Origin of the sequence: Alloalcanivorax marinus, assembly GCF_016906305.1 — a bacterium.
In the GTDB taxonomy this organism is placed as follows: domain Bacteria; phylum Pseudomonadota; class Gammaproteobacteria; order Pseudomonadales; family Alcanivoracaceae; genus Alloalcanivorax; species Alloalcanivorax marinus.
Genome location: NZ_JADDOL010000009.1, coordinates 1 through 20431 on the forward strand (window position 1 = coordinate 1; position 20431 = coordinate 20431).

Genomic DNA, 20431 nt, shown 5'->3' on the forward strand with positions numbered 1-20431 from the left:
CCATCTCATCATCCCTGTAGGCTCCCTTTCGAACGTCCTGTTCTCAAGGGTCCCGGAAGGGCGTCGCGCCCTGAGTCGCTCAGCAGTGAGCCTCGACGCCACGGTGATTTTCCGGCAAGCGCGATGAAGCATAAAAAAACCGCCCCGAAGGGCGGTTTTTTTTTATGGGCCGGTGGGATCAGGCGTCGTGGTTGACGTCTTCACCCTGGTCCGGCGTTTGCGCCGCCTGTTGTTCGCGGCGGCGCTGGCGCGGGTCGTTGCCGGCGCGGCCGGCGGGGATTTGCGCCGGGGCCGGTTTGGCGAACGACGGCCGGGCGGGCGCCTCGGAGGCCGATTCCGGAGCCGGGGCGGGGGCCGCCGGTTGGGCCGGAGCCGGACGCGGCGGTGCCGCCTTCGGATTGCGCTGGCGCGGGTCGTTGCCGGCCCGCTGCGGCTCGCCGTCCGCCGCCGGTTCGGCGGCCGGGGAGGGCGCCGGCGCCGGGTCGCGGTTCGCCGGGGTCACGTCCAGCGGGGCCTGATCGGCGTCGGCGTCCACCTTGGGCGCGCTCTGCTCGTCGGCGGCCTTGGGCGCCGCTTCCGGGGCCTTCGGCTGAGCCTGGGCGGCTTGCGGCGCGGGCTCGGCGGGTTTCTGCTCGGGCTCCACGGCTTTCGGCTGCGACGGCGCCGGTTCGGAGGCCGGGGCCTGGGGCGCGGTGTCCGCCGCCTTCGGTTCGGCTTGAGCGGCCTCCGGCTTGGGCTCAGTGGCCTTCGGCTCGGGTTCAGCCGCCTTCGGCTCAGGTTCAACAGCCTTCGGCTCGGGCGCATTGCCCTCCGGCTTCGGTTCGGCCGCCTCGGACTTGGGCGCGGGGGCTTCCGGCTCATGTTTCGCCTTCGGCTCGGCCTGCTTCGGCGCGGCGTCCGCGGCGGGGGCCGCCGGGTTGCTGCGGGCGGCCTCCCGGCGGGCGTCCTGTTCCGCTTTCACCGGCACTTCCGGTGCGGCGGCGGGCGGCGCGCTGTCGGCGGGGGTGCCGGCCTGCTCCGGTTTCACTTCCGGCTGGCCGGTTTCCACCGCCTGGGTGTCCCGGGCGCGCTGTTCGCCGGCGGTCGGCTTGCGGCGCGACTCGTCGTCGGCGGCGGCCGGTTGCGCTTCGCTTTGCGCGCCTTCCTCGGCGGGGACCAGCTTGGCCCGCGGCGGACGGCTGTCGCCCCGTTCCTGGTCACGGCCCGGGGTGTTGTCCTCGGAGGTCATGCGCGGCGGTTGCCCGGGGGCGTCCTGGGACGCGGCGCGCTCAACCTGGCCGGCGTCCTGGTCCTGGGGCCGGGCGTCGGCCTGACCACGGTTGTCCGGCTGCGGGCGGTCGCCGCCCTCGGCCTGTTCCGGCTTGCCGGGGCGCTGACGTTCCCGCAGGGGACGGTCGTCCCGGGAGTCGGTGCGGCGCTGGGCCTTGGGGCCGTCGTCCTTGCGCGGACCCTTGTCCTGGGGCTTGTCCTGGCTCTTGGCTTTGCCGCCCTTGTTGTCGTTGCGGTTGTCGGCGCGGTTGTCGCCTTTGGCGTCCGCCTTGTCGGTCTTCGGCTCGGAGGGCTTGCCGTCGCGCTGGCCGTTATCCCGTTGCGCATTGTCCCGTTGCGCATTATCCCGTTGAGAATTGTCCCGGGCGTTGTCGCCGTTACCGTTGTTGCCACCGCGGCCGCCACGGCCGCCGCGACGGTTGCGGCCACGGCCACGGCCGCCGTTGTCGCCATTGCCGTCGTCACGGGCGTTCTTGCGCTGGTCGTCCCGCGGGCCGCCGCGCTTATCGTCACGCTGGCCGTTGCGGTTGTCCTGGCGGTTGTCTTTCTGGTCGCCCCGGTTGTTGCCGCCCTTGGCGCGGTTCTGGCCGCCACGGCGACGGTCGTCGCGCTGGCCGCCGCGTTTGTCGTCGCGGCCGCTCTGACGCTTGGCGTTCTGCTGGTCCCGGCGCTTGGCGCGGGCCGCCTGCTCTTCCGGGGTGCCGTTGAACAGCACCGCCAGCCAGGTGAAGAAGCGGGCCAGGAAGTTGGTGGGCTGCACCGTCGGCGCCGGAGCCGCCTTGGCGGATTTGGCGGCCTGTTCCGGTTTGGCCGCTTCCGGTTTCTCGGCTTGCGGCTTGGGCGGCGGCGGCGCGGTGTCCGGGGCGATCAGTTTCACCGCCGGTTCCTGGGTCTTGATCTCGGTGTCCTGGGCGGACTGGGCGGCCGGGTCCTGGTGGCCTTCCACCAGCTCCAGTTCGTGGCTGACCAGGTCCGTGGTCTGGTCGTCACGGATCCGTTCCACCTCGAAGTGCGGCGTTTCCAGGTGCGGGTTGGGGATCACCAGCACGCGCACCTTGTGGTTGGCCTCGATCTCGCGCAGTACCTGGCGCTTCTCGTTGAGCAGGAAGGTGCCCACCGGCACCGGCACCTGGGCCTGGATCTCGCCGGTGCGCTCCTTCATCACCTCTTCTTCGATCAGGCGCAGGATGCTCAGAGCGAGGGACTTCACGTCGCGGATGTGGCCCAGGCCGTCACAGCGCGGGCACACGATGCTGGAGGTCTCGCCCAGGCTGGGGCGCAGCCGCTGACGGGACAGCTCCAGCAGGCCAAAGCGGGAGATACGGCCCAGCTGAATGCGCGCGCGGTCCGCCTCCAGGGCGTCGCGCATGCGGTTTTCCACCTCGCGCTGGTTGCGCGCCGGGCCCATGTCGATGAAGTCCACCACGATCAGGCCGCCGATGTCGCGCAGACGCAGCTGGCGGGCGATCTCGTCCGCCGCCTCCAGGTTGGTCTGCAGGGCGGTTTCCTCGATGTCCGCGCCCTTGGTGGCGCGGGAGGAGTTGATGTCGATGGACACCAGCGCCTCGGTGGGATCGATAACGATGGAGCCGCCGGAGGGCAGCTTCACTTCACGTTCGAAGGCGGTCTCGATCTGCGACTCGATCTGATAGCGGGAGAACAGCGGCGTGTCGTCGCTGTACAGCTTGATCTTGTGCTGGAAGTCGGTCATCACCTGTTGCACGAAGGCCTGGGCCTCGTTGTAGACCTTCTGGGAGTCGATCAGGACTTCCCCGATGTCCTTGCGCAGGTAGTCGCGGATGGCGCGGATGATGACGTTGGATTCCTGATAGATCAGGAAGGGGGCCTTGCGGGTCTCGGACGCCTCGGCGATGGAGCCCCACAGCTTGAGCAGGTAGTTGAGGTCCCACTGCAGCTCCTCGGCGGAGCGGCCCAGGCCGGCGGTGCGCACGATCACGCCCATTTCGTCGGGGATCTGCAGGCTGCCCAGGGCTTCCTTGAGCTGCTGGCGTTCCTCGCCCTCGATGCGGCGGGAAATGCCGCCGGCGCGGGGGTTGTTGGGCATCAGCACCAGATAGCGGCCGGCCAGGCTGATGAAGGTGGTCAGGGCGGCGCCTTTGTTGCCACGCTCTTCCTTGTCCACCTGGATGATCACTTCCTGGCCTTCCTTGATCACCTCTTTGATGTTGATGCGACCCTGGATGTCCTTGGGGTCCTTCTGGAAATACTGACGGGAGATTTCCTTGAGAGGCAGAAAGCCGTGGCGCTCGGCGCCGAAGTCCACGAAGGCGGCTTCCAGGGAGGGTTCGATGCGGGTGATCTTGCCTTTATAGATGTTGGCTTTTTTCTGCACGCGGGTGCGGTGTTCGATGTCCAGGTCGTAGAGTCTCTGGCCATCCACCAGCGCAACCCGAATCTCTTCGGGGTGCGTGGCATTGATCAACATACGTTTCATTGTGCTACCACAAGGTTCGTGGCGGCGAGCAGCGGGCCGGTATCCATACCGGTATCAGACCTTCTGGCCCGGGCGTCGGAAGAAATGCCTGGCAGGCATGAACGTCCCGTAGGAGAGGCGCGCTAGCGCGATCACGACGGTGCTGATTGCCTGTTGTCGACCTTTCCCTGTGCTCCGGGCTGGTTGAAGTTGCGCCGTTGGCGTCGCTCGCGAGGCGATAGTCGTATCGGCTTCGCGGTTGGTCCGGCGCGTCGGGCGCCGGAACCTGTGTCTGTATACCGATGCGGTCCGTCCCCGGGCGCGTCGTGCGCGGCCACGGGGGCGGGCCGTTTTGTCTTCGACCTGATGCTGCCACCGCCGGTGTTGGTTGTCGGTCGACCGCCGGGGGGAGTTGTGTTGCCGCCCCGGGGGTCGTGCAGCGTCCGGACCCGGAGGGTCCGTTCGGTTCTTTTGTCGGGCGGGCTGGCAGGGTGTTCGGGTCTACCGACGGCGAATGGTCGCTGCGCGTCGCCGTTGGCCAGCCCTGGCCGACATCGGATCATAGCAGCGAAACCGCAATGGGATCAATCAGATACATTGCTGATGCGTGAAGGGTTCGAGTCCGCACGCAAGGCTGGCGGAGCGCGCCCACAGGGCCTAGAATCGCCGCATGTCAGAGACCCCCGCCGCCGATCGCGTCACTTTCATTACCATCGATGAAGGCCGCGACGGCCAACGCCTGGATAATTTCCTGTTCGTCCACCTCAAGGGCGTGCCCCGTTCGCGCATCTACCGGATCATCCGTGCCGGCGAGGTGCGCGTGAACAAGAAGCGCGCCAAGCAGACCACCCGGCTGGCCACCGGCGACGTGGTGCGCATCCCGCCGGTGCGCACCAGCGAATCGGCGGCGCCGCCGGTGGTCAGCGACGGCCTCGCCGAGCGCCTGTCCCGGGCGCTGCTGTACGAGGACGAGCGGCTGATGATCTTCAACAAGCCCGCCGGCCTGGCGGTGCACGGCGGCAGCGGCGTCAGCCTGGGCCTGATCGAGGCGCTGCGCGTGCTCTATCCCAAGGAAACCCAGCTGGAGCTGGTGCACCGGCTGGACCGGGACACCAGCGGCTGCATCATGGTGGCCCGTCACCGGGGCTTTCTGCGCAAATTGCAGCGGCTGATGCAGCAGGGCGGGGTGGAAAAGCGCTACTGGCTGCTTTGCCAGGGCTTCAAGGGCGGCGAGCGCCGCATGGAGGCGCCGCTGCTGAAGCTGATGCAGGGCAACGAGCGGGTGGTGCGGGTGTCCCGGGAGGGCAAGCCCTCGATCACCGATTTCACCCTGCTGGAGCGCTTCGGCGACACTGCCCTGGTGGAAGCCACCCTGGGCACCGGCCGTACCCACCAGATCCGCGTGCACGCCCAGTTCGGCGGCTTCCCGCTGCTGGGCGACGACAAGTACGGCAGCGAGCGCGGCGACCGCAAGCTGGCCGAGCTGGGCCGGCGCCGGCTGTGCCTGCACGCCCGGTCCCTGGCGTTCCGGCACCCGGAAAGCGGGGAGCGGGTGCGGGTGGAAGCGCCCCTGGACGAGGATTTCGAGGCCATTCTTGGTGCCCTGAAGGCGGACAAACGATGAGCGGGCGCTACGATCTGGTGATCTTCGACTGGGACGGCACGGTGATGGATTCCACCGCGCGCATCGTCGAGTGCATGCACCGGGCCGGCGCCGACCTGGCGTTGCCGGTGCTGGACGACGAGGCGGTGCGCGGCATCATCGGCCTGGGGCTGCCGGAGGCGATCCGTGTCCTGTACCCGGACATCGACGACCATGGGGTGGGGCGCATGTGCGACTGCTACGCCCGCCATTTCGTGGCCGCCGAGCGGGAGCCCAGCCCGCTGTACCCGGGCGCCCTGGAGACCCTGGCGGCGCTGCGCGACGGCGGGCTGCGGCTGGCGGTGGCCACCGGCAAGAGCCGCAAGGGGCTGGACCGGGTGTGGACCGGCAGCGACCTGGGCCACTGGTTTCACGCGTCCCGCTGCGCGGACGAGAGCGTGTCCAAGCCGGCGCCGGCCATGGTTGAGGAATTATTGGCGGAATTGGCGGTCCGTCCGGAGCGGGCCGTGGTGGTGGGCGACACCGCCTTCGACCTGGAAATGGCCCTGGCCGCCGGCGTTGACCGCATCGGCGTCAGCTATGGCGCCCACCCGGTGGAGCGGCTCAGCCCGTTCCAGCCGCTGGCGGTGATCGACGCCTTGCCGGAGCTGCTGCCGCTGGTCGGCATCGGCGCCCACATTGACCACGAGGAACGAGTGTGACGATGGAACCCTATAATAAGGAACCGGACCACAAAGAGTGGAAGCTGATCGAGAAGCTGCTGGGCCAGGCCCAGGCGGAACAGCGCAAAAGCCGGCGCTGGGGGATCTTCTTCAAGAGCCTGGGCTTTGTCTACCTGTTCGCCATGCTCTATCTGTTCGCCGCCAACCGGCCCGGGGACTCCCTGGCGGTGGCCGAGCCGCACGTGGCGGTGGTGGACGTGACCGGGGCCATCATGAGTGATTCGGCGGCCAGCGCCGACCTGATCACCACCGGCCTGCGCGACGCCTTCGAGGCGGACAACAGCAAGGCGGTGCTGCTGCGCATCAACAGCCCCGGCGGCTCGCCGGTGCAGGCCAATTTCGTCTACAACGAGATCCGCCGGCTGCGCGCGGAGTACCCGGACAAGAAGCTGTACGCGGCGATCACCGACATGGGCGCCTCCGGGGCCTATTACATCGCCTCGGCGGCGGACGAAATCTACGCCGACCCGGCCAGCATCGTCGGCTCCATCGGCGTGATCATGGCCGGTTTCGGCGTGCAGGAAGCCGCCGAGAAGCTGGGCGTGGAGCGTCGCGTCTACACCGCCGGCGAGAACAAGGACATTCTCGACCCGTTCGCGCCGGTGCGCGAGAAGGACCGGGAACACGTGCAGACCATGCTGGATGAGATCCACCAGCAGTTTATCGGCGCGGTGAAGGAAGGGCGCGGCGACCGTCTGAAAGTGGAGGGTCACCCGGAGCTGTTCTCCGGCCTGTTCTGGACCGGCGAGCGGGCCCTGTCCCTGGGGCTGGTGGACGGTCTCAAGAGCCCGGGGCAGGTGGCCCGGGACGTGGCCGGCGTGGACGAGATGGTCAACTACACCGTCAGCGGCTCGGCCCTGGACAAGGTGCTCAAGCGCTTCGGCGTCTCCGTGGGCGACGGCCTGGGCAAGTCCCTGGGCCTGGACGCCGGCGCGCCCAATATTCGCTAGGGCGGCGATGACGGGCGGGCCGTGCCGGTCCCCCGCGAGTTGAAAGTGAAAAGTGAAAAGTTGAAAGGGCGGGCAACTCATACGCCCTTTCCGCGGCCGCTGGCCGGCAAAGCGCGTTGTTTGCCTCACCGTATAAAACGCGGGCAGGGCCGCGCCGACTGACGGTGCTCTCCCGCGTTTTAACTTTTAACTTGTAACTTTGAACTCGTCTCAGGCCGGCAGGACGATCCCTTCGGCGGCCAGAAAATCCGTGAGCATGATCAACGGCAAGCCGATCAGGGCGTTGGGGTCGCGGCCTTCCAGCGCCTTGAACAGCACGATGCCGAGGCCCTCCGATTTGAAGCTGCCGGCGCAGTTGAACGGCTGCTCCTGCTCGATATAGCGCTCGATCTGGTCGTCGCGGAGGGTGCGGAAGTGCACCTGGAAGCGCTCGCAGCCGGTCTGGTGACGGCCGGAGGCGGCGTCCAGCAGGCACAGGCCGGTCAGGAAGGTCACCCGCCGGCCGCTGGCGCGCCGCAGCTGGGCCCGGGCGTTGGCGTGGTCACCGGGCTTGCCGAGCACCTCGCCGTCGATCACCGCCACCTGATCGGAGCCGATGATCAGGGCGTCCGGATGGGACGCGGCCAGCGCGTCCGCCTTGGCGCGGGCCAGCCGCAGCACCAGGCCGGTGGGGCGTTCACCGGCCCGGGCGCTTTCGTCGATGTCCGGGCTATGATGGTCGAACGCCAGCCCCAGCTTGCCGAGGACTTCGCGGCGGAACGGGGACGAGGAAGCCAGGATCAGGGGTCGGGACGGTGCTTTCATGGACTACTCCGCGGGTCAATCGCCGCGAAGTGTACCGACGGTGCCGCGCGCCTGCACGAAAAAACCCGGTTTCTCAATCAGTTAACAATCCGCCGGCCGCCGCAATTTCGCTTTGACAGAGGGCGGGGCCGCGCCTAGAATTGCGCGCTTATGTTTTCAGGGCAACTGCCACCGTATCTGGAACCGCGCAAGTTCGCGGATCAGGAACGCGTCATCGAAGGCGAAGCCCGGGTCGGGGATCTGCCCCGTCTGCGGGAATATCGCGACAGCCAGGATCAGCCGGTCCGGGTCTCCCTGGCCTTTGGCCGCGATGAAGACGGCCGTGGGCGCGTTCAAGGTCGTGTGGAAGCCACCCTGATACTGGTTTGCCAGCGTTGTCTGGAACCGGTGCACCACCCCGTCGTCGCCGACGTGGATCTGGTGCTGGTGTGGAGCGAGGATCAGGCCAAGGCGCTGCCGGCGGACCTGGATCCCTTGCTGGTCACCGAGGAGCGTTTGAGTCTGGCGGAGTTGCTCGAAGAGGAGCTGCTGCTGGCCCTGCCCCTGGTGGCCCTGCACGACGAGTGCCCGCGTCCGGCCTCCACCGGCTCCGAACCGGAACCGGAAGGTGACCCGGACGATACGCAAACCAATCCGGATAATCCGTTTGCCGTGCTGGCCCGCCTCAAGGGCCGCCGCAAGTAACAGGCCGAGGAGCAAGCAATGGCTGTTCAACAGAATCGCAAGTCCCGTTCCAAGCGCGGCATGCGTCGTGCCCACGACGCCCTGTCCGCACCGACCCTCACCGAGGACAGCAATAGCGGTGAAGTGCATCGTCGTCACCATATCTCTCCGGACGGCATGTACCGTGGTCGTCAGGTGATCCGCACCGACGAACTGGACGACGAAGAAGAGTAAGTCCGTCGTCGCCCGTGGGCGACGTCACAGGACCGAACCGGAACGGGAGCCCTGAGGGCTCCCGTTTTGTTGTTGCCCGGTTCCCTCGGGGCCATGACCACCTTTATCATGGCCGTCGCTTCGTCAAGTCAGGATACTTGCCATGCCAGCGGTTGTGACCCTGGCCGTGGACGCCATGGGTGGCGATCACGGTCTGCCGGTAACCGTGCCCGCCGTGGCGCGGATACTGGCCCGCCATGACAATCTGCACGTCATCATGGTGGGCGAACCGGGCGCCCTTGCCCCGGAACTGAAAAAAGAAAAGCTGGACGCCCACCCGCGCCTGAGCGTGCAGGCGGCCTCCGAAGTGGTGGCCATGGACGATCCGGTGGCCGTGGCCCTGCGCCAGAAAAAAGACTCCTCCATGCGGGTGGCCATCAATCTGGTCAAGGAAGGGCGCGCCCAGGCCGCGGTCAGTGCCGGCAACACCGGCGCCCTGATGGCGGTGAGCCGCTTCGTGCTCAAGACCCTGCCCGGGGTGGACCGCCCGGCCATCTGCACCGCCATTCCCACCGCCTCCGGCCACTGCCACATGCTCGACCTGGGCGCCAACGTGGACTCCGAGCCCGAGCATCTGCTGCAATTCGCGATGATGGGGCAGGCCGTGGTGCGCGCCGTGGACGGTCAGAAAAGCCCCAAGGTGGCGCTGCTGAACATCGGCGAGGAAGACATCAAGGGCAACGAGCAGATCAAGGAAGCCGCCGCCCTGATGAGCCAGGCCGGGGATCTGAACTACGTGGGTTTCGTGGAAGGCAACGGCATCTTCCTGGGCGACGTGGACGTGGTGGTGTGCGACGGCTTCGTCGGCAATGTGTCGCTGAAAACCATGGAAGGCGTGGCCAAGATGATCGGCGGTATGATCCGCGAGGAAGCCGGCCGTTCGTGGCTGCGCAAGCTCAGCGGCCTGTTCGCGCTGCCGCTGCTCGGCGGCCTGAAGAAGCGCATGGACCCGGACCGCTACAACGGCGCCAGCCTGGTGGGCCTCAATGGCGTGGTGGTGAAAAGCCACGGCGGCACCAGCGTGGAAGGCTTCGCCAGCGCCCTGGAAGTGGCGGTGCTGGAAGCCGAGCGCAATGTGCCGGCGCTGATCCGCGACGCTCTGGCGCCGCTGGAATAGAACCCCGGTTCATACTTTGTTGCAGGCCGGGAACGGACAAGCCCGGCCCGGACGGGCATACTGCCGGCCACGAACAAACGGGCGAACACCGATAGAGGATCCCCATGTCGAAAACCGCATTCGTCTTTCCCGGCCAGGGCTCCCAGAGCCTCAATATGCTGGCCGATTTCGCCGACCGCACCCCGGTGCGCCAGGCCTTTCAGGAAGCCTCCGGGGCGCTGGACCTGGACCTCTGGGCCCTGTCCCAGGAAGGTCCGGAAGCGGCCCTCAACCGCACCGAGAACACCCAGCCCCTGCTGCTCGCCGCCGGCGTCGCCCTGTGGAAGCTGTGGGAGCAGGCCGGCGGCCCGCGCCCGGCGCTGCTGGCCGGCCACAGCCTGGGTGAGTACACCGCGCTGACCTGCGCCGGCGTGCTCAATCTCGGTGACGCGGTGCGCCTGGTGCGCACCCGGGGCCAGCTGATGCAACAGGCGGTGCCGGACGGCGCCGGCAGCATGGCGGCGATCCTGGGCCTGGACGACGATCAGGTGCGCCAGGCCTGCGCCGACGCCGCCGACGGCGAGGTGGTGGAAGCGGTCAACTTCAATGCCCCCGGCCAGGTGGTGATCGCCGGCCAGGCCAGCGCCGTGGAGCGCGCCGTGGCCGCCTGCAAGGCCGCCGGCGCCAAGCGCGCCATGCCCCTGCCGGTGAGCGTGCCGTCCCACTGCGCGCTGATGAAGCCGGCGGCGGACCAGCTCGCCGAGCATCTGGCCAACACCAATTTCCACGCCCCGGAACTGCCGGTGATCAATAATGTGGACGTGGCCCGGGAAACCGACCCGGCGCGCATCCGCGATGCCCTGATCCGTCAGCTCTATTCTCCGGTGCGCTGGGTGGAAACCGTGCAGGCGCTGGCCGCCGACGGCGTCACCACCCTCTATGAATGCGGCCCGGGCAAGGTGCTCAGCGGCCTGGTCAAGCGCATCGACCGTTCCCTGACCGCCAAGCCGCTGGAAAACGGCGCCGCCTTCGACGCGGCCCTGAGCGGCGATCAGGCCTGATTGAGGACAAGGACACAGCCATGAGTGAAGAACGCAAGGTCGCCCTGGTCACCGGCGCCACCCGCGGCATCGGCCGCGCCATCGCCGAGCAGCTGGCCGACGCCGGCCTGTTCGTGGTGGGCACCGCCACCAGCGAGAAGGGCGCCGCCACCATCGCCGACTATCTGGGCGAGCGCGGCACCGGCGTGGTCATGAACGTGGCCGACGACGGCTCCGTGGCGGACACCGTCAAGCACATCAGCGAAGCCCACGGCGCGCCGCTGGTGCTGGTCAACAACGCCGGCATCACCCGCGACAACATCATGCTGCGCATGAAGGCGGACGAGTGGAGCGAGGTGATCAACACCAACCTGAATTCCCTGTACCGGGTGTCCAAGGCCTGCCTGAAAGGCATGACCAAGGCACGCTGGGGCCGGGTCATCAACATCAGCTCGGTGGTCGGCACCATGGGCAACGCCGGCCAGGCCAACTACGCCGCCGCCAAGGGCGGGGTGGAAGGGTTCACCCGGGCGCTGGCCCGGGAGCTGGGCTCGCGCAATATTACCGTCAACGCGGTGGCGCCGGGCTTTATTCAGACCGATATGACCGATGCCCTGCCGGAAGCGCAGCGCGAAGCGCTGCTCGGCGGCATCCCCCTGGGACGCCTGGGTTCACCGGCGGAAGTGGCCAGCGCGGTGGCCTGGCTGGCCAGTGACGGCGGCGGTTATGTGACCGGTACCACGATCCATGTCAACGGCGGCATGTTCACCGGCTGAGAAAAACAGGCGAACGGCGGGACACGGCGGCAAAAAAACGCTATCGTGCCCGCATCCGAAGCTAAACATTTGGAAACTTATCCGTGAAGACGGGTATCGAGAGCGGCTTGCAAGCGCGTTTGGCGTTCACCTAGAATAGCCGCTCATAGGTGCTCGCACACCATCAACAGGAGAGTTATAACATCATGAGCAGCATCGAAGAACGGGTCCAGAAAATCATCGTCGAACAACTCGGCGTCAAGCCGGAAGACGTGAAATCCGAAGCTTCCTTCGTCGAAGACCTGGGCGCCGATTCACTGGACACTGTTGAGCTGGTAATGGCCCTCGAAGAAGAATTCGAGACGGAAATTCCCGACGAAGAAGCTGAGAAGATCAGCACCGTTCAAGCTGCCGTGGATTACATCAAGGCGCATAGCTGATACCGATCGCGGCCGACGAACAGACAGCCAGAAAACCGCAGGCTCATCGGGCTTGCGGTTTTTTTTCGGTTAGCGTCCTACCGTGCCCCCGGCGCGGTGACGCGGCTACAGTGGGAATCGCGCCGCCGCGTGGCGCGCTTCCGAGTCGGGAGGAAATCAGGTGACACGACGTCGAGTAGTAATCACCGGTCTGGGCATGCTGACGCCGTTGGGCGCCGACGTGAACAGCACCTGGGAAGGCATTCTGGCGGGCCGCAGCGGCATCCGTCCGATCGAGCATTTCGACACCGAAGCCTTCGCCACCAAATTCGCCGGCCTGGTGCCGGAGTTCGCCTTGGAGGAGTACCTGTCCCCCAAGGAAGCGCGCAAGATGGACCTGTTCGTGCAGTACGGCATGGTCGCCGCCATTCAGGCGATCCGTGATTCCGGCCTGGAGATGGACAAGGAAAACGGCGAGCGCATCGGCGCCGCCATCGGCTCCGGCATCGGTGGCCTCACCAACATCGAGGAAAACCACCAGAAGCTGCTGGAGTCCGGCCCCCGCAAGCTGTCGCCGTTCTTCGTGCCGAGCACCATCATCAACATGATCGCCGGTAACCTGGCGATTCTGTTCGGCCTCAAGGGCCCCAACTTCGCCACCGTCACCGCCTGCACCACCGGCACCCACAACATCGGTTTCGCGGCCCAGCAGATCCAGCTCGGCGCCGCCGACGTGATGATCGCCGGTGGCGCGGAGAAGGGCTCCACGCCGCTGGGCATGGGCGGTTTCGCCGCCGCCCGGGCGCTGTCCACCCGCAACGACGATCCGCAGGCCGCCAGCCGGCCCTGGGACCGGGACCGGGACGGTTTCGTGCTGTCCGACGGCGCCGGCGCCCTGGTGCTGGAAGAGTACGAGCGCGCCAAGGCCCGGGGCGCCCGGATCTACGGTGAGCTGATCGGTTTCGGGGTGAGCGACGACGCCTACCACATGACCGCGCCCTCCGAGGACGGCGCCGGCGCCGCCCTGTCCATGGGCAACGCCTTCCGGGACGCCGGCGTGGACCCCGCCGAGGTCGGCTACGTGAACGCCCACGCCACCTCCACCAAGGTGGGGGACCTGATCGAGATCCACGCGGTCAAGAAAATCTTCGGCGACCACGCCCACAAGCTGGCCATGAGTTCCACCAAATCCATGGTCGGCCACCTGCTCGGCGCCGCCGGCGCGGTGGAGGCGATCTTCACCCTGCTGGCCATGCGCGACTCGGTGGCCCCGCCGACCATCAACCTGGACAACCCGGACGAAGGCTGCGACCTGGATCTGGTGGCCAACCAGGCCCAGGCGCGGACCATCGACATGGCGCTGTCCAACTCCTTCGGGTTCGGCGGCACCAACGGTTCACTGCTGTTCCGCAAGGTGTGAACGGCGCGGTCGCCAGCGACGACCGGGGCCTCGCCTATGGCGACGGCCTGTTCGAGACCCTGCGGGTCTCCGCCGCCGGCGACACGCCGCTGTGGCCGCGCCACCGGGCGCGGCTGCTGGACGGCGCCGCCCGCCTCGGTATTCCCGTGGACGGCGCGGCCCTGGAACGGTGCCGGGCCGACGCCCTGGCCGGAGACACCGGCGCCGGGGTGCTCAAGCTGACCCTGACCCGGGGCCCCGGCGGCCGCGGTTACCTGCCTCCCGATGACCCCACGCCCACCCTGTTCGCGCGACGCGGCGGCCTGCCGCCGTGGACCGCCGCCCAGCGCGAGCAGGGCGTGCAACTGGGGGTGTGCGATACGCCCCTGGGCCTGGACCCGCTGGCCGGTTGCAAGCATCTCAACCGGCTGCCCCAGGTGCTGGGGCGCCGGGAAGTGGCGGCGGCGGGCTGGGACGAGGGGCTGATGCTGGACGAATGGCGGCGCCCGGTGGAGGCCACCGCCATGAACCTGTTCGCGGTGTTCGGCCGTACCCTGTGGACGCCGTCCCTGGAGCGCGCCGGCGTGGCCGGGGTGGCCCGCGCCTGGCTGCTGGAACGGGCCGCCGCCGACGGCTGGTGCATCGATGTGCGTATGCGGCCGTTGTCACATCTGCGCGCCGCCGACGGGGTTTTTCTCAGCAATGCGGTTGTGGGCGTGCTGCCGGTGCGTAAACTGGCGCAATGGGTCTGGCCGGTGCCCGAGCCGGTACGACGATTTCAACGGGATCTGGATCACCTCTTTCAATAATGCGCCGAAAAATTCGAGTGTTCGGTCTGCTGGTACTGCTCGTCCTGATCGGCGTGCCGCTGGCCGGTTTCTGGGTGAGCAGCTGGCTGCACCGCCCGCTGCCGATGAACGAACCGGTGGTGGTCAACGTGGAGCGGGGGGCGTCCTTCAACGGCATGCTGGCCGACCTGCGTGGCCGGGGGCTGCTGGGTGACCCCGGCGAGGCGCGCCTGCGCCGCTGGGGCGCGCGCCTGTACAGCGCCTTCACCGACCTGGACGGCCGCCTGCACGTGGGTGAATACGAGCTGGCCCCCGGTGACTCCCTGCTGACCCTGCTGGAGATGATCGACCGGGGCGAGGTGCTGCAGCGCAGCGTCACCCTGGTGGAGGGCTGGAACTTCCGCGAGTGGCGGGCGCTGCTGGCCAGCAAGGACGGCATCGAGCACACCCTGGGTGAACTGAGCGGCGAGCAGATCATGGCCCGCCTGGGCCTGCCGGATACCCACCCGGAGGGCTGGTTCGCGCCGGAAACCTATTTCTACACCCGTGGCACCACGGATCTGGCCCTGTTGCGACGGGCCCTGGAGCGCCAGCGCCGGCTGCTCGACGACGCCTGGCTGTCCCGCGATGACGATCTGCCCTACAACAGCCCCTACGAGGCGCTGATCATGGCCTCGATCATCGAGAAGGAAACCGCGGTGCCCGACGAACGCGGCCGCATCGCCGGGGTGTTCATCAACCGCCTGCGGCGGGGCATGCGCCTGCAGACCGACCCCACCGTGATCTACGGCATGGGCGAGGCCTACGACGGCAATATCCGCCGTTCCGACCTGCGCCGGGCCACCCCGTACAACACCTATGTGATCAGCGGCCTGCCGCCCACGCCCATCGCCATGCCCGGCCGCGACTCGATCCTGGCGGCGGTGCGCCCGGCGCCCACCGAGGACCTGTTCTTCGTGGCCCGGGGCGACGGCAGCCACAAGTTTTCCAAAACCCTGGCCGAGCACCAGCGGGCGGTGCGGGAATTCCAGCTGCAGCGCCGCGCCGACTACCGCTCGCGCCCGGAGCCGTCCCGATGACCGGCCGCTTCATCACCCTGGAAGGGGGCGAGGGCGCCGGCAAGAGCTCCAACCTGGCCTGGCTGGCGGAGCGCCTGCGCGAGGCCGGCGTGCCGGTGACCGTGACCCGGGAGCCGGGCGGCACCGACCTGGCCGAGCGCATCCGCGCGGTACTGCTGGACCCGGGCGCCGAAACCATGGCTGACAGCACCGAACTGCTGCTGGTGTTCGCCGCCCGTGCCCAGCATCTGGAGGCGCTGATCCGTCCCGCCCTCGCCCGTGGCGACTGGGTGCTTTGCGACCGCTTCATGGACGCCACCTGGGCCTACCAGGGCGCCGGACGGGGCTTTGACCCGGCCGCCATCGCGGCCCTGGAATCGCTGGTGCTGCGCGGCCTGACGCCGGACCGCACGCTGCTGTTCGACGTGCCGGTGGCCCAGGGCATGGCCCGCGCCGGCAAGCGCTCCAGCCCGGACCGCATCGAGCGGGAGACGGTGGCCTTTTTCGAGCGGGTGCGGCAATGCTACCTTGAGCGGGCGGCGGCGGAGCCAGAGCGGTTCCGGCTGATCGACGCCGGCGCCGAACTGGACGCGGTTCGCGCCGAACTGGATACCCATCTTCAGGAGATGCTGCGGTGGCGGTAAGCGCATCGGCGAAACGGGCGCCGATTCAGGTGCCCTGTCCCTGGCACCGGGACGAGATGCAGCGGCTGCTGGACCAGCACGCCCGGGGCCGGCTGCCCCATGCCTTGCTGCTGGCCGGCGCCGCCGGCATTGGCAAGTACCGGCTGGCCCAGGCGCTGGCCCAGGCGCTGCTGTGTGAGCGACCCGCCGCCGGCCTGGCCTGTGGGGAATGCGACGGCTGCCACCTGAGCGTGGCCGGCACCCACCCGGATTTCCAGACCCTGGCCCCGGAGCCGGGCTCCAACACCATCAAGATCGACCAGGTGCGCCGGCTGCTGGAATTCGCCGGCCGCACCGCCCAGTACGGCGGTGCCCGGGTGGCCCTGATCGCCCCGGCGGAAGGGCTCAACCGCAGTGCCCAGAACGCCCTGCTGAAAACCCTGGAGGAGCCCGGCGAAGGGCTGGTGCTGATTCTGGTCAGCGACCAGCCGAGCCTGTTGCTGCCCACCATTCGCAGCCGTTGCCAGCAGCGCCACCTGCCGTTGCCACCGGGGGAGGCGGCGCTGGCCTGGCTGACGCCGCAGACCGGTGAGCACGAGGCGGCGGCGCTGCTGGCGGCCGCCCAGGGGGCGCCGCTGCGGGCCCTGGCGCTGCAGGAGGCGGACTGGTTCGCCGCCCGGGAACAACTGGCCGGCCAGCTGCTGGCCGTGGCCCGCGGGCGCGCCTCGCCGGCCCAGGCCGGGCAGGTGCTGGCCGGCCAGGACCCCCGGGTGATGGCCGGCGTGCTGTACGGCTGGCTGGCCCGGGCGGCGGTGTTGGCGGCGCTGGGCGAGGAGGGCGGCGAGGCCGACCCGGCCACCGTCACCGACCCCAAGGTGGAACCGTTGCTGCGGCAGCTGGCCGCCCAGGTGCCGCCGGCCCGGTTGCTGGCCGCCGCCCGGCGGGTGATGGAGGGGCGGCGCCAGTTGCTGGCCGGCGCCAACCCCAACAAGGAATTGCTGATGGAGCAGTGGCTGCTGATCCTGGTGGGCGTTGACGCCTCCGCCAGCGGCTTCTAATCTGCTTGAACGCCGAATCGGCGTGCAAAAAAAGGGCGCCGGGGCGCCCATAGGGGGGGAAACACACATGAAAATGCCCGGAGGCCGCAGCGGCATCCTGTCCCTGAGCATCAAGGACAAGGCCGCACTGTATTCCGCCTACATGCCGTTCATCACCAACGGCGGCCTGTTCATACCCACCGACAAGGACTATCAGCTGGGCGAGGAAATCTTCCTGCTGCTCAACGTGATGGACGAGCCGGACAAGATTCCGGTGGCCGGCAAGGTGGTCTGGATCACCCCCCAGGGCGCCCAGGGCAACCGCACCGCCGGCATCGGCGTGCAGTTCTCCGACCAGGACGACACCGCCCGCCGCACCATCGAGAACCATCTGGCCGGCGCGTTGCAGTCCGACCGACCCACCCACACCATGTAATCCGTCCAGCGGCCGCCGTCAGGCCGGCTCCGGATCAGCGCAGTTGTTCCAGGCTGGTGTCACGCATCCAGCCTTTCACCGTCTCCAGGTGGTATTCCTCCTGCTTCAGGGCGTGCCGGAAGTGGGTCGCCATGCTTTCCTGGCCGGCGGTTTCCGCCAGTTCGATCAGCAACTCCCAGGCCGCGTTGTCGGTGAGCTCGACGGACAGCAGGGCGTCCAGGCTCTGCATGAAGTTGGTCCGCGCGTCGGTGATCACCTGCAGCGGCCCCAGCCCGACCACGCCGGCCACGTTGGCGCTGGGCGTCATGGTGGTCGGGTCGGCGCCCAGGGACTCCACCGCCTGAACCACCAGATCCATATGCTCGGCCTCTTCGTCGCGGAAGCGGGCCAGTGCCTGACGTACCGGCTGCTCCAGGCCCAGGGCGGTGGCCTTGGCGATCAGCGCCTCATAGAGGCGTACGCCGGTGCGTTCGAACGCCAGCCGCTGGCCCAGCTTGTCGAGCAGCAGCTCCGGATTCTGACCGGTCATTTTCTTGGCGCCGGCCTTGAGCACACCCTTGGCGGAGCCCGGCGGCGCCACCGAGCCGGCGCGGCCGGCTTTCAGGGCTTCGGCGGCGCGGGCTTCCGACAATTCGCGCGGACCGCCGGCCACGTCGGCGGGGGTCTGCTCCGCGATCCGGCGCATGTCCTGACTTTTTTCCGGCGACATCTGAACGCCGGTACGGTTGATACCGAGAGGGGCGGAATCGGTCATGACGGATCTCCTTATCCGTTGCTCTTGCGGCGTGCCTGTTCCGTACCCGGTGACCATTGGTAGCCGGCGGATACGGTGTCGGCGGGAACGCCGTTCACATTCATGGTGTCACGATAAAGCAGTGATTGGTCGCTTTCCTGGTCGCGGGGTACGTAGTCGATGCCATGGGCGCGCAGGTCCACTTCCTCGGACACCACGCGGCGCACGAAGTCGCGCTGGCTTTTGAACTCCACCAGAGCGGGCAGGGTGCCTCCCAGCACCTCTTCCGGATCGCGGCGCTCGTACTTTTTGAACAGCTCGCGGACCAGCTGCAGGTGGCCCAGCTCGTAGTCCAGAAAACGCTCCCAGATGCGTTTGACGCGCGGATTGTCCTCCTGCTCCAGGCAGCCCAGGTAGTTGTAGGCTTCCATGGCCTCATGGATCAGCCACTTCTCCAGGAACGTCTCGCCCGGGTCCATCAGGGAGCCGTACTGGGTGACGTGCTGTTCCTCCACCGACGCGATTTCCGCGTACAGGGCCCGCGCCACCGGATCGGCGAACAGCGGGCCGATGTTCATGTAGTAGTCGTGGGTCTGGTATTCGGCGGCGGTGATCATGGCGGCATGGATCTTGGTGATCAGATCCGCCTGGCCGCCGTCGTAGTGCTCGCGCAGATCGTCGTGCGGATCCCGATGGTGCTGGCTGGTCGGACGACCGGGGATGATGTCGGTATAGCTCTGCAGGATGTTGTTGGCATCCTTACCTTCGAGCCGGTCCAGCATGGCGGCATAGCGGTAAAGATGGTCGAAGTCTTCCAGCAGACCGAACCGGTAGGTCTGCGCCTGGTAGGGATCCGGCTCGTTCTGGGCCACCGCGGCGGTGACCTCGATGGCCACCTGCTCATAGGCAATGGTGGTTTCCAGCGGGGAGTGGTCGGCGGACAGCAACCAGTTGATGGTGGTTTGCTGATGATGCTCGACCCGTCGTACCCGTGCCAGCGGCAGGCGCAACTCCTTGTGGAAACGGGCGCCCATGTGCTTCAGCCGCAGGGCGTCGGTCTCAATGCCATTCATGAGAATGACGCGCACCCGGGTAAAGGCGTCGTCGTCGAGTTTGCTGATCGGCGTGCTGTTGATGTCGTTCCAGCTGAAGCGCTGTTGTTCGAGCGGTGTGCCCTTGGCGTCCAGCAGGTTGGTGATGGTGGCCATGGCGCCTCCCTGGCGTTTGCAATGGCGATGGGTTGCTGCGATGGAAGGAAAACGCAGGTGACGGAAACTTCCCTGTCTCCGTCACTTCCGGCGAACACACGTCCCTGAGTCGCCGGATGCCGATGGCCATCCCTGGCCGCCCTCACACGCTGAGTGTGATTCGTCCGTGAAGACCGGCACGCGCAAAGGCATGATAGACAGCGTGTTTCCGAACAAGCAACGTCCGTTGCGAATCTTAAACGACATTTTTACCAAGTGATCTGAACGTACCGCGCGCCCCTCAATACAAGGCCTGAGCGGCCACGACGCCTGGGCCCGAAAGCTGAAAAAATTTGATCTTCTAGAACTGCGATCAAGCGAACAAAACGCCAAAAGCATCACGAAAATCCCGCTTGTTGAGGCTGGAAAGTCATACTTTTGACTGGAGGGGACGTACCAGAAAAACACCGGTCCGGGGAAGGCGCGGACCGTCGGTTGTAAAACCTCCGGGTAGGGGGCTTTGACTGCGGCGCCAGCGGGACTAGCTTGAGTTCACCGGTCGTTCACAGCGCCCGGTGAACCAAAGGACTGGAAACTTCCAAAGGATTGGAAACTTCAAGGATCGAAAACTTCAAGGAGAGACATCATGGCTGAACATCGTGGAGGTTCAGGAAACTTTGCCGAGGACCGCGAACGCGCTTCCCGCGCCGGCCAGAAAGGCGGCGAGGAAAGCCCCGGCAATTTCAAGAATGATCCGGAACGGGCCGCCGACGCCGGTGAGAAAGGCGGTGAAGTGAGCCCGGGCAATTTCAAGAACGACCCGGAGCGTGCCGCCGAAGCCGGTGAAAAGGGCGGTGAGATGAGCCCCGGCAACTTCAAGAATGACCCGGAGCGTGCCGCTGAAGCCGGTCAAAAAGGCGGTGAAAACAGCCCCGGCAATTTCAAGAACGACCGGGAACTGGCCGCCGAGGCCGGCGAAAAAGGCGGTGAGCACAGTTCCGGCAACTTCAAGAACGACCCGCAACGGGCGGCGGAAGCCGGCCGCAAGGGCGGTCAGCGCAGCCACGGTGGCGGCCGCCGCTCCTGATACGGTGTCGTGAACGTACCGCGCGGAGCAACGCCGCGCGGTGAAAGGGCCGCCC

General features: G+C 67.5%; 20 protein-coding genes. 16 read left to right on the forward strand and 4 right to left on the reverse strand.

What is annotated here, in order from left to right; translation table 11 throughout:
- Nucleotides 1-178: 178 nt before the first annotated feature.
- Nucleotides 179-3724: a ribonuclease E gene (gene rne / locus IM760_RS09350; RefSeq protein WP_204428597.1), complete on the reverse strand. Its 3546-nt coding sequence runs from the start codon at nt 3722-3724 to the stop codon at nt 179-181.
- 649 nt (nt 3725-4373) lie between these two features.
- On the opposite strand from rne, the gene IM760_RS09355 reads away from it, so the two are divergent.
- The 3 genes from IM760_RS09355 to sppA are packed head-to-tail and all read left to right on the forward strand — an operon-like array spanning nt 4374 to nt 6978.
- On the forward strand, nt 4374-5327 hold the full coding sequence (locus IM760_RS09355; RefSeq protein ID WP_204428599.1) for an RluA family pseudouridine synthase: 954 nt from the start codon (nt 4374-4376) through the stop codon (nt 5325-5327).
- Entirely contained in the window at nt 5324-6007 is a 684-nt protein-coding gene (locus tag IM760_RS09360) for an HAD-IA family hydrolase (protein WP_204428601.1), read from the forward strand. The genes IM760_RS09355 and IM760_RS09360 overlap by 4 nt, the downstream gene beginning before the upstream one ends.
- Before the next feature lie 2 nt (nt 6008-6009).
- A complete protein-coding gene (gene sppA, locus IM760_RS09365) occupies nt 6010-6978 on the forward strand; it encodes a signal peptide peptidase SppA (RefSeq protein ID WP_204428603.1) in 969 nt (322 codons plus the stop codon).
- A 210-nt stretch (nt 6979-7188) separates the two neighbouring features.
- Here the strand turns inward: sppA and IM760_RS09370 are convergent, their stop codons facing one another.
- Nucleotides 7189-7782 carry a Maf family protein gene (locus IM760_RS09370; RefSeq protein WP_204428605.1) on the reverse strand — a complete coding sequence of 198 codons (594 nt, stop codon included), beginning with the start codon at nt 7780-7782 and terminating at the stop codon, nt 7189-7191.
- A gap of 150 nt (nt 7783-7932) precedes the next feature.
- On the opposite strand from IM760_RS09370, the gene IM760_RS09375 reads away from it, so the two are divergent.
- From IM760_RS09375 to IM760_RS09430, 12 genes are all read left to right on the forward strand, one after another.
- A complete protein-coding gene (locus IM760_RS09375; protein WP_204428607.1) occupies nt 7933-8466 on the forward strand; it encodes a YceD family protein in 534 nt (177 codons plus the stop codon).
- A gap of 18 nt (nt 8467-8484) precedes the next feature.
- Nucleotides 8485-8679, forward strand: a complete 195-nt coding sequence (gene rpmF, locus IM760_RS09380) for a 50S ribosomal protein L32 (protein WP_204428609.1) — start codon at nt 8485-8487, stop codon at nt 8677-8679.
- Nucleotides 8680-8821: 142 nt separating this feature from the next.
- Nucleotides 8822-9835, forward strand: a complete 1014-nt coding sequence (plsX, locus tag IM760_RS09385) for a phosphate acyltransferase PlsX (RefSeq protein ID WP_204428611.1) — start codon at nt 8822-8824, stop codon at nt 9833-9835.
- 104 nt (nt 9836-9939) lie between these two features.
- The gene (fabD, locus tag IM760_RS09390) at nt 9940-10875 is read left to right on the forward strand and encodes an ACP S-malonyltransferase (protein WP_204428612.1); all 936 of its coding nucleotides are present in this window, start codon (nt 9940-9942) and stop codon (nt 10873-10875) included.
- Nucleotides 10876-10895: 20 nt separating this feature from the next.
- Nucleotides 10896-11630, forward strand: a complete 735-nt coding sequence (gene fabG, locus IM760_RS09395; protein ID WP_204428614.1) for a 3-oxoacyl-ACP reductase FabG — start codon at nt 10896-10898, stop codon at nt 11628-11630.
- A gap of 185 nt (nt 11631-11815) precedes the next feature.
- Nucleotides 11816-12049: an acyl carrier protein gene (gene acpP, locus IM760_RS09400; protein WP_008928079.1), complete on the forward strand. Its 234-nt coding sequence runs from the start codon at nt 11816-11818 to the stop codon at nt 12047-12049.
- Between the two features lie 160 nt (nt 12050-12209).
- Nucleotides 12210-13448 (forward strand): beta-ketoacyl-ACP synthase II, encoded by a 1239-nt coding sequence (gene fabF, locus IM760_RS09405; protein WP_204428616.1) that lies wholly within the window; start codon nt 12210-12212, stop codon nt 13446-13448.
- Nucleotides 13445-14236 (forward strand): aminodeoxychorismate lyase, encoded by a 792-nt coding sequence (gene pabC, locus IM760_RS09410; protein ID WP_204428618.1) that lies wholly within the window; start codon nt 13445-13447, stop codon nt 14234-14236. The genes fabF and pabC overlap by 4 nt, the downstream gene beginning before the upstream one ends.
- Nucleotides 14236-15294, forward strand: a complete 1059-nt coding sequence (gene mltG, locus IM760_RS09415; RefSeq protein WP_204428620.1) for an endolytic transglycosylase MltG — start codon at nt 14236-14238, stop codon at nt 15292-15294. Before pabC ends, mltG begins: the two co-directional genes overlap by 1 nt.
- Nucleotides 15291-15917 (forward strand): dTMP kinase, encoded by a 627-nt coding sequence (tmk, locus tag IM760_RS09420; protein ID WP_204428621.1) that lies wholly within the window; start codon nt 15291-15293, stop codon nt 15915-15917. The genes mltG and tmk overlap by 4 nt, the downstream gene beginning before the upstream one ends.
- The gene (locus IM760_RS09425; RefSeq protein WP_228234171.1) at nt 15908-16954 is read left to right on the forward strand and encodes a DNA polymerase III subunit delta'; all 1047 of its coding nucleotides are present in this window, start codon (nt 15908-15910) and stop codon (nt 16952-16954) included. Before tmk ends, IM760_RS09425 begins: the two co-directional genes overlap by 10 nt.
- 67 nt (nt 16955-17021) lie before the next feature.
- On the forward strand, nt 17022-17369 hold the full coding sequence (locus IM760_RS09430) for a PilZ domain-containing protein (protein WP_204428623.1): 348 nt from the start codon (nt 17022-17024) through the stop codon (nt 17367-17369).
- A gap of 34 nt (nt 17370-17403) precedes the next feature.
- On the opposite strand, the gene IM760_RS09435 is transcribed toward IM760_RS09430, so the two are convergent.
- Together IM760_RS09435 and IM760_RS09440 are read right to left on the reverse strand one after the other, a co-directional pair.
- The gene (locus IM760_RS09435; RefSeq protein WP_204428624.1) at nt 17404-18123 is read right to left on the reverse strand and encodes a ferritin-like domain-containing protein; all 720 of its coding nucleotides are present in this window, start codon (nt 18121-18123) and stop codon (nt 17404-17406) included.
- A gap of 11 nt (nt 18124-18134) precedes the next feature.
- Complete coding sequence (locus IM760_RS09440; protein ID WP_204428625.1) at nt 18135-19310, reverse strand: hypothetical protein; 1176 nt, start codon at nt 19308-19310, stop codon at nt 18135-18137.
- A 625-nt stretch (nt 19311-19935) separates the two neighbouring features.
- Here IM760_RS09440 and IM760_RS19150 point away from each other — a divergent pair.
- Complete coding sequence (locus IM760_RS19150; RefSeq protein ID WP_204428626.1) at nt 19936-20376, forward strand: con-10 family general stress protein; 441 nt, start codon at nt 19936-19938, stop codon at nt 20374-20376.
- Nucleotides 20377-20431 lie beyond the last annotated feature (55 nt).

What these genes read in the sequence shown, in the direction of transcription:
- plsX (WP_204428611.1), top strand. Translation starts at nt 8,822, where the DNA reads ATGCCAGCGGTTGTGACCCTGGCCGTGGACGCCATGGGTGGCGATCAC.
- IM760_RS19150 (WP_204428626.1), top strand. Translation starts at nt 19,936, where the DNA reads ATGGCTGAACATCGTGGAGGTTCAGGAAACTTTGCCGAGGACCGCGAA.
- IM760_RS09440 (WP_204428625.1), bottom strand. Translation starts at nt 19,310, where the DNA reads ATGGCCACCATCACCAACCTGCTGGACGCCAAGGGCACACCGCTCGAA.
- IM760_RS09375 (WP_204428607.1), top strand. Translation starts at nt 7,933, where the DNA reads ATGTTTTCAGGGCAACTGCCACCGTATCTGGAACCGCGCAAGTTCGCG.
- acpP (WP_008928079.1), top strand. Translation starts at nt 11,816, where the DNA reads ATGAGCAGCATCGAAGAACGGGTCCAGAAAATCATCGTCGAACAACTC.
- IM760_RS09355 (WP_204428599.1), top strand. Translation starts at nt 4,374, where the DNA reads ATGTCAGAGACCCCCGCCGCCGATCGCGTCACTTTCATTACCATCGAT.
- IM760_RS09370 (WP_204428605.1), bottom strand. Translation starts at nt 7,782, where the DNA reads ATGAAAGCACCGTCCCGACCCCTGATCCTGGCTTCCTCGTCCCCGTTC.
- fabG (WP_204428614.1), top strand. Translation starts at nt 10,896, where the DNA reads ATGAGTGAAGAACGCAAGGTCGCCCTGGTCACCGGCGCCACCCGCGGC.
- rne (WP_204428597.1), bottom strand. Translation starts at nt 3,724, where the DNA reads ATGAAACGTATGTTGATCAATGCCACGCACCCCGAAGAGATTCGGGTT.
- mltG (WP_204428620.1), top strand. Translation starts at nt 14,236, where the DNA reads ATGCGCCGAAAAATTCGAGTGTTCGGTCTGCTGGTACTGCTCGTCCTG.
- sppA (WP_204428603.1), top strand. Translation starts at nt 6,010, where the DNA reads ATGGAACCCTATAATAAGGAACCGGACCACAAAGAGTGGAAGCTGATC.
- tmk (WP_204428621.1), top strand. Translation starts at nt 15,291, where the DNA reads ATGACCGGCCGCTTCATCACCCTGGAAGGGGGCGAGGGCGCCGGCAAG.
- IM760_RS09360 (WP_204428601.1), top strand. Translation starts at nt 5,324, where the DNA reads ATGAGCGGGCGCTACGATCTGGTGATCTTCGACTGGGACGGCACGGTG.
- fabD (WP_204428612.1), top strand. Translation starts at nt 9,940, where the DNA reads ATGTCGAAAACCGCATTCGTCTTTCCCGGCCAGGGCTCCCAGAGCCTC.
- rpmF (WP_204428609.1), top strand. Translation starts at nt 8,485, where the DNA reads ATGGCTGTTCAACAGAATCGCAAGTCCCGTTCCAAGCGCGGCATGCGT.
- IM760_RS09435 (WP_204428624.1), bottom strand. Translation starts at nt 18,123, where the DNA reads ATGACCGATTCCGCCCCTCTCGGTATCAACCGTACCGGCGTTCAGATG.
- IM760_RS09430 (WP_204428623.1), top strand. Translation starts at nt 17,022, where the DNA reads ATGAAAATGCCCGGAGGCCGCAGCGGCATCCTGTCCCTGAGCATCAAG.